This is a genomic window from Bacteroides timonensis, assembly GCF_000513195.1.
In the GTDB taxonomy this organism is placed as follows: domain Bacteria; phylum Bacteroidota; class Bacteroidia; order Bacteroidales; family Bacteroidaceae; genus Bacteroides; species Bacteroides timonensis.
In genome coordinates this window covers 1-8424 of the sequence record NZ_CBVI010000180.1, presented here as the reverse complement: position 1 = coordinate 8424, position 8424 = coordinate 1, and the positions used below count along the sequence as shown (strand labels likewise).

At 36.7% G+C, this 8424-nt stretch carries 5 protein-coding genes and 1 pseudogene; 2 read left to right on the top strand and 4 right to left on the bottom strand.

What is annotated here, in order from left to right; genetic code table 11:
- Positions 1–389 precede the first annotated feature (389 nt).
- The 4 genes from BN161_RS27455 to BN161_RS27440 form a co-directional block, all read right to left on the bottom strand.
- Positions 390–1511 carry an OmpA family protein gene (locus BN161_RS27455; RefSeq protein WP_044272401.1) on the bottom strand — a complete coding sequence of 374 codons (1122 nt, stop codon included), beginning with the start codon at positions 1509–1511 and terminating at the stop codon, positions 390–392.
- A 51-nt stretch (positions 1512–1562) separates the two neighbouring features.
- On the bottom strand, positions 1563–2312 hold the full coding sequence (locus tag BN161_RS27450; RefSeq protein WP_394332320.1) for a YjbH domain-containing protein: 750 nt from the start codon (positions 2310–2312) through the stop codon (positions 1563–1565).
- Between the two features lie 48 nt (positions 2313–2360).
- Complete coding sequence (locus tag BN161_RS27445) at positions 2361–4409, bottom strand: peptidase associated/transthyretin-like domain-containing protein (RefSeq protein WP_244436638.1); 2049 nt, start codon at positions 4407–4409, stop codon at positions 2361–2363.
- Between the two features lie 61 nt (positions 4410–4470).
- Complete coding sequence (locus BN161_RS27440) at positions 4471–5427, bottom strand: hypothetical protein (RefSeq protein WP_394332319.1); 957 nt, start codon at positions 5425–5427, stop codon at positions 4471–4473.
- Positions 5428–5789: 362 nt separating this feature from the next.
- On the opposite strand from BN161_RS27440, the gene BN161_RS27435 reads away from it, so the two are divergent.
- Together BN161_RS27435 and BN161_RS27430 are read left to right on the top strand one after the other, a co-directional pair.
- Positions 5790–6929: a site-specific integrase gene (locus tag BN161_RS27435; RefSeq protein ID WP_044272403.1), complete on the top strand. Its 1140-nt coding sequence runs from the start codon at positions 5790–5792 to the stop codon at positions 6927–6929.
- Positions 6930–8148: 1219 nt separating this feature from the next.
- Positions 8149–8424 (top strand): annotated as a pseudogene (locus BN161_RS27430) (hypothetical protein); the annotation flags it as partial.

Below are 8424 nucleotides of genomic sequence, written 5' to 3'. Positions count from 1 at the left end.
ATCCGGAAACCGGGAGAGGTATCGTTCAATCTAGTTATATTTTGTAATATTCTGATAATCAAATAATAATGCGTTATTTATAAAAAGTAAAATATTGAGATATTTGCCGTTTTTCATGTTATGCAAAGCTTTATTGTTACCTGTTTGTTTCTCAATTCGTTTGTTGTATTTAATAATTATTTAATTATATATTTATCAAAAAAAATCATTAAAGGACTTCTTAATGTAAATAATTGATATTTCCTAATTATATTCTAATATTGCCACATAAATAATTTCATTATCAACCAGTAATTACTTGATTTCTTTATAACAAAAAAGGTGTCTAGCAATAGCTAAACACCTTTTCTCTTTTATAGAATTTCTATTATATTATAAGAAATATTATCTTATTCCAGGATTACAACTCGGTTTAAATAGTTCTTACCGAACATGTTAGCGGTACCACCGAACCCGACGAGTTCAAGTTGATCCTTGCTCACGCCTTCCTTAATCAATGCGTCGTAAACAGCCTGAGCGCGTTTTTCAGACAGCTTCTGGTTCCATGAAGCGCTACCCGTAGCCTTGTCAGCATAACCGGCAACTTTGTACTTCTTATCCGGATTAGCCTTCAGAATCTTAGCGGCCAACTGGATATTGACCACACCGTAATCATCGATACGGGCGCTACCAATCTTGAAGAAGATGGCACGAGGACCGGCAACTTCGATTTCTTTCACTACCTCCTTAGTCACAGGTTTAGAATTAGCCATGGCATTTTTAGCACTTGCTAGGTCAGCCTGAGCCTGAGCCAGTTCGCTTCTGTACTTATTGATTTCATTGTTGATGGCATTCTGATCAACTTTTGCACCACAAGATATAAAGTTCTTACCGCCAAAAGTATAAGTAACACCTGCGGTCAGAGATACTGCACCATCCGTGTAGGCGCTGCTCTTATTCCCAAACATAGAAGGAGATACTTCACCTCTTGCCTCAATATTGATATCCAAATACTTGCTCACATTGAACTGTCCCATCAAACCTACAGAACCGTTAATCAAAGCATTTAATTTATCTTGCTCACCATAAGCCTTTGCAAAAGTCAATCCGGGACCTGCGAACACAGATAAAGTAAATAAGCGCTCCGGATTATATCCGCAAACAGAGTTAGACAGGTTATACATAGCATCTGCACGCAGAGTGAAATACTTCTTGTTCTTAACCTCAGCATAAGTGCCTTTTATTTGTCCGCGCTCTGTATACAGTGTCGACCATAATCCGGCAACTTGTCCGCGAACTCCCCAGATAGGATTGAACAGTTTACCCACTGACACATGAATCAGTGGTGTGATGGCATGTCCGAAGCCATAATCAAAGTTGTCAGGATTAACACATGCCTGAGCTCCTACACCAGCGCTTATAAAGATATTATCTTTAAATTTTTCGCTGTAGTATTTCTCTTTGGTCTGTGCAGTAGCTGTAAGAGCTAATCCCGCCAACATGATAGATACTATACCAAATTTACATTTCATTGTTTTTTCTATTTTAAAATGATTAACTCTATGCTTTTTCTGCCAGATTCTTTATTTCAACTGGAACTGGAAACATAATCCACCCGTGAAATATTTCATCTTTTGCAGTTCCACCTGTATATGCAGATGTTTTAAAAGCAAGTAAGTGGCTCCCAATGCAAAATCTTTTGAATCATACTCCGCAATCATTCTTAATTCAGGCACAAAAGTTGGATTATAACTAATACCCGCCGCTATTCCATTCAGTTTATACTCTTTCCTTTTATTATATAAATAAGAAAGGTGTACTCCTATTTCTTCTTCTCCTATTGAAATATGCTTGGTGGCCGCTGCATAGAAACGACTATAATATCCGTTTCCTTCTGTAGAACCAACCGAACCTCCTCCGGATGAAGTAAATGGATCTGATGTTCCGAAAACAATAGCTGGCATATACCTCCAGAATTGTCCTTCTTTCAAAGCCCGTAACCGGATAGAAAAATATCTATCCTGATTCGTGAATCCTGAATAGCCATAAGGCTTTAACCCTAAAGCTTCTGCCTTAAACAGGGTGCAAGTATAAGCAACTTCCATCCACGGCAGGATGGTAACATTCAAAAAATAATTGTACGTATGGTAGTACCACGTAGGAGGAGTTATCTCCTTATTCATAAAGTTTCCTCCCAGCATCACTGTCTTGTCCTTTTGCATCTCTGCCGAAGGAGCATGCAGTAAACCGGTAGTTCCATAAGTCAATTGAGCCGAAAGCATGGATGATACACTGATAAGCTGTGTCGCAATGAACATCCGTTTTATTCTCATTATGTATAGTCTCATGCTTTAGGTTCAATTGCATTATTTAAAACAGGCTTATTCGAAATCGATAATACCACCGCCTGCATTCAAATCCTCACCATTGCCATGTCCATGAGTATGACCAATAGCATAATTTGCAGTCAGAGTTGTAGAGATAATCTTCTTAACTACCACTGTTACGTCTGTAGTCTTTTTGTTCTTATCAATTACATGAACAGTATATGATCTTCTTACTTGTTTTCTGACCATACTGAAGTCGTTAATTTGCTTGTATGCAGGAACTGAGATATCTACAGATAGAGCCGTTTTTGAGTAACTGTTCTTCGGTGCAATGTTAGCATTGTCTTTCAGAATCATGTTTTTCAGCAACATTGTTACGTAAGATTTCGTTTCTGTATTCATGCCGGTCAAGGCAGCTTCAACAGCCAAGGCAGGAGTATTTCCATCATAAGCAGTTCCACCCATGTAGTTGCCTTTTACAGTAACTACAGCTGCTGCAGAGCCTGTATAGCAAGGCTTATTGATGATTTCAGCATCCAGCTTAACACTGTCTACAGGAACGATAGCTGATTCAAAACCGAAACGGAATTTAGAGAAGTGATTGATTTTACCAACGAAAGTGCCTGAAGTCATATCGTATTCAGCATAATTATTAGCATCAGCTGACCATACACCGGTTTTTTCGTTTTGATAAAGAACACCTAATACATAGTCAGGTTCTACAGTAACAGTAACCGGAGCCTGGAACTTAACTTCCAACGGCTGAGAGAATACGGTACCGCTGGGTTGTCCTTCGTAAGTACGTACAGCAGCGGTTGCCTTTTCAGTTTGTATATCGCGAGTCAGCTTGATTGCTTGAGTCTGGCCACCTACATAATAAACTTGCGTGTTAGCAGGTAATGTGATCTGGTCAGCAACAGTTTTAGTCTCTTGAGTTGTTTCACCTGTTGTTTCATCAATAACAGCTTCTGTAGATACAAGTTCTACTACGAGAGCCTCTTCTACTTTTACCACTGGAATATCAATTTTAGTAATATCCTCAATTCCTAGTTCCTCAGCAACTTTCTCGATATCTGCTTTTACTTCCGGTTCTTTAACATCTTCAACTTTCGTCGGCTCAGCTTTATCTACAGGCACTTCAATAGTCTGTTCACCACCCTTACTCGGATCTTCATCAGGGATATCACTGCTTTCAGCTTTCAAAACAACTTCAATGGAAGTCACAGAAGTAGCACCAGTTTCAACCAATTTCACAACTGTGGCTTTTGCTTGTGCAACATAACCTGCTTTTGAAACTGTAACAATAGCCAATGTTGTAGGAGTGATATGTTCAGCTGCTACTTCTATATTGAAATAACCACGATTATCAGTAGTGAGATCAGCTTTGAATTCACCAACTTCAACTTTTACAGTAGCGTCGGGCACAGCAGCATCTTTTTCATTGGTAACGAAGCCGCATACATAGTATTTAGACACCTTTGCAGCTTCCTCCTTTTGCATCAATACGGCAACTGTAGAAGTTACAATCTGGTCGCCTTCGCCTTCTTCTGCAGTAACAGGAGCTACGGTGATAGTAGCGTAAGCGTTTTTGTAACCCTCAGCTGTAAGAACAGCATAATAAGTGCCCGGTTGTACCCCTTCTACTGTGAATGTGTTGTTAACAACTACAATTGTACATCCTGGTATAACTACTGACGACAATTTTACAGCAGTGCTACTTTCATCAGTTGCAGTACCTTTTATGGTATATTTTACAGTTTTGTATGTCGGAGTATCATACCCTGGATACATAGCTGCGTTAACTGTGTAGACAGCGGTTTTGCCATTTTCAATCTTTTCCACATAAACTGAAGTCGTGACAGTCTTGTAATCATCTTTAGTAACAGTCAGAACATTCAGCCCTTCTGTTGCATCTAAAGTATAAGTACCATCAGCAGCAGTAGTAGTACCGTTCACTTTGGCGCCAGACAACGGTTCTCCGGTAGAAGCATTAGAAACGACACCTGTAATTTTGTATACCGGTTTCACTGTACTCGGTGCCTCTGTCGTTAATTCTTCTTTTTCGTAGCAGCTGGCGAACATGCCGCAGATTGCTACTAACATTAACGCTAATTTCACGTTAATACCAAACAAACTTTTCTTTTTCATCTCAATAAAATTAAAATTAATAAACTAATAATTCTGATTTAATAAAATATGGATTAAAACTATTTGATTGCATTATATTGTCGCCGGGTGACGAACGATAGCTTTTATAATAATATTGTTCGTTCCCTGCATTATACGCCATTCCCATGTTCTTGGAAGAGATAAAACGAGGAATATATCCTTTCCTCTTATATTTATAAGGTGGCAAGGCAATCTGAAAACGAAAGCCACCGTTGGACTTTGCGCCTTGCGCTTTCATTGCGTAAAAGCCTATTGAAGCATAGCGGAAATGCCGGATAATATCTACTCGCACTCCTTTTTCACCCAATAAATACTGTTCAAGTTTCATAGTCGTCTCTACATTATATTGTGGCCAATAGAAATAACCTCCAACTGACCATGTCATTTTTTTCTGTGTTCCAAAGTGGCAGATAAATCCGTCCCAGTATGCCGCTCCTGTATATCCGATACGTCCTTCAATTCCAAATCTGTTATCACAGATTAAACGATGACTGATCTTCACATCTACTCCATAACGTTCGCTACTGAAATGCCCTACTGTAAGTGTTCCCCAGATATTATGGGGCAATCTTACTGTTTGTGATATGCCAATAAAACCAGGATGTATCTTATTATACATATCCGGATATCCGTCATTATAAATAGGTGCTTCCAGTTGTGCTGTCAGTCTCATCCCTTTCCAGAAAGAAACTTCTATTGCCGGTGCCAGATTGAACAGAACCTGATATATTTGCGTAATTACTAGGTTCTTCAATGATAATTCCGGATATATTACCACGTCCACTTTAAACAAAGAACTATTCTTCTTTTTTACTTTACCTGCTTTTTTCCAATTAGTACCCAGATTATAGCTTACATCCCAATCCTGCCGAGCCACCTCTGGCACACTATCGCCTATGATTGGCTTATAAAGCAAAGAAATTTGAGGCACATTATTATCCAGAACTACAATCCGGCATGGCTTTTTATCCGGAAATCAGGATAAAGAAATATCAGATAAATAAAATAGACAATTAGCTAGTATTTAGTGAATTGCATAATACTAAACAATATCATTACTTTCCGTTATTGTTTCTTTTTTAGACATTAATATTATATATTTGTTGCTGGTTTGTTACTATTTCTACATCATTGGAATAAATAGGCTTTCTTTTTATTTTTCTAATATTCAATAAATTAAATACAAATAGAAGTAACAGAACTGAATAAAACTCAAAAGCAGAATCATTTGAAACCTGTTTTTGTTACCGTGATGTTACTATAAAAATAAAGATGTATGCTATTTTCAATAGATAGAAGATGCTAAACAGAGATATGAAGGAAGAACTAAAAATAAAAGAGCCAATAAAGCTGAGAGTCAAACATCTCGCCAATGGCAATAAATCGATATATCTTGATATGTATATGAATGGGAAACGAAAATACGAGTTCCTGAAATTATATATTATACCTGAATATAATAAATCAGACAGGGTACGTAATAGTGAAACACTAAAATTAGCAAATGCCATTAAAGCCCAGAGAATTATTGAATTGCAAAATCAGAGTCATGGTTTTAAAATTAATAAAATGTCTCATATTAAACTGATTGATTATATACAGGGCGTAGCTGAGAAGAAGTCTGAGAATGAGGTGCGCAAAACGGTATTACATGCTGTAGTCTATCATCTTAGGCGTTATGATCCTAATGATACCCAACTAAGCCGGATAGACAAAGATTATATTTTGGGATTCTTGGATTATCTAAAAGCAGCAAAGCAAACTCATACCAAGAAAGAGAAACTTTTGCATGTTAATACTCAAGTCTATTATTATAAAATGCTGAGGTATTGTCTGAATTATGCAGTATCGGAAGAACTGATATCGGCTAACCCCATGAATAAAATGAAGAATGAAGAAAAGCCACATAAGCATCGTACAGAAAGAGAATATCTTACTATTGACGAATTGAGAAAGTTGGCGCAAACTCCTTTTTACAATACTTTATTAAAAAAAGCTTTTCTCTTCAGCTGTTTTTGTGGGCTGAGACATTCTGATATCATAGCACTCACATGGGGAGATATAGAGATGGACGGGGAGGGTAATTCCCGGCTGCATATCATACAAAAGAAAACCAAGGAGGCCATTTCTTTACCTTTAAGCCCAGAAGCTATAAAACAGTTACCCAAGCGGGAAGATGCCAAGGATAGTGATATAATATTCAAAAAGTTAATAACATTAGGAAGAACAAATGAAATTTTACCCAAATGGGCCGAGCAGGCTGGAATTAAAAAACATATCACATTCCATACAGCCAGACATACCCACGCAACTATGTTGCTAACTTTAGGTGTAGATTTATACACTGTTTCCAAACTGCTTGGACATACCAACATACAGACCACACAGATTTATGCCAAACTTGTTGATGAAAGCAAGAAAAAAGCAATTGACCTCATACCTAATATAACATAATTTATTTCATAAAAACAAAAGGGTTATGATACAAATTGAAATACGTTTGTAACATAGGATTTCTTCATTCTCACTTTAAACCCTGAAAATCATTTCAGAAAATGCAGAATGATAACATAGACAAGCAGCAGCAAAATGATAGCAATTTATCCATTCTACTATTCTAATTAATAGATTATACTTGTTTTATATAACACGTGACATTTTCAAAATTTGCCTTCCAACATATTTTATGAATAAATAGAGATTATATATTCCGTAACTATGCATATTATTGCAGATTTGCGGGCTATTTATACCAAAAAGGGTTACTACTTATAGGTAAAAGGGTTACTACATATAGGCTATATCATTACTACTTACTGGCAAAAGGGTTACTACTTACTGGTAATAAACCTATTCATCTCGATATTTTACGTTTATTAACAAGATCTTTATTCTAAAAAAGATGTATTTATTTCGATATACATCTAATAATCTGACTTTTGCTGTTTTTTAATTCTTTCTTTTCATCATCACATCCATTAGATTGAAAACAATGGATTCTCAGCTAACTAAAAATACAAAATGTCAAAAAGATTATTTACCTGCTTTTTGAAACTTTGCACATAACAAGGTTAAAAAACTCCTGAACTTAAAAAAAGACAGATCGTATGTTTATAAAAGGGACCCATTGGCGGAATTAACGTTTTCTTTCTCGCGTCTGCAAGGACTCAAAACCGGGTTCTGTTCGCACCTGCCCCATATCTGGTCCGTACCTGCTCCGTAGCAAATTCGGTTAGAGGTACTTTTAACCGAATTTGCTACGGAGCAGGTACGGACCAGATACCTATTTGATAGGTTCCTGACTAAAGCCAGGTCAACGGCTAATCCCGCCAACGAGTAAAATGAGGTTATAAATTATCATTGTAAGTACGTAGAATGAACTTATGGGACTTTTAAGCAAATAATAATTCGTTTTTTATGAAACGTATATATAATCAGAATTACGTTTGAAGGTCTATTTTTCATATAAATGTCGCATTTATTAGTCATTTATTAACCTCTTAATCATGCATTATAAGCTTATAGGCAAAGAATGTTAGCGTTATGAGAACAATTATGCAGAAAAAGCTACATTATTTTATTTTTTCATGTAAAATTCTTTGGTATTATTAAAAATGTGTCTATTTTTGCACCATATTTTGTGTCGTAAAGATATGAAAATTGAATAAATAAAATGAGGTATAGAAACTCTAACATGGGAAAGTGTCTAGCTACTAAAACAATAGCACAATGTGCGGCGCTCTTTTTATTCTGTTTGCTTCCTTTAAAGGGAATTTGCCAAACAGGAGAAAGTGCGGTGAATACTTTAGTAGAGATGGGATTTGAAAATGTAGGGTGGACGGAAGATGGCAAAGAGCGTGTATACGTCTTGCAAAATTCCGCATATCGTCTGAATGGAGTCGGCATTGGTAAGGCGGTAGACATTATTCAAAAAATGGGTTTACCGGAT

Bases quoted from the DNA above. Each gene is read 5' to 3' on its own strand.
- BN161_RS27455 (WP_044272401.1), bottom strand. From the start codon at position 1,511: ATGAAATGTAAATTTGGTATAGTATCTATCATGTTGGCGGGATTAGCT.
- BN161_RS27450 (WP_394332320.1), bottom strand. From the start codon at position 2,312: ATGAGAATAAAACGGATGTTCATTGCGACACAGCTTATCAGTGTATCA.
- BN161_RS27445 (WP_244436638.1), bottom strand. From the start codon at position 4,409: ATGTTAGTAGCAATCTGCGGCATGTTCGCCAGCTGCTACGAAAAAGAA.
- BN161_RS27435 (WP_044272403.1), top strand. From the start codon at position 5,790: ATGAAGGAAGAACTAAAAATAAAAGAGCCAATAAAGCTGAGAGTCAAA.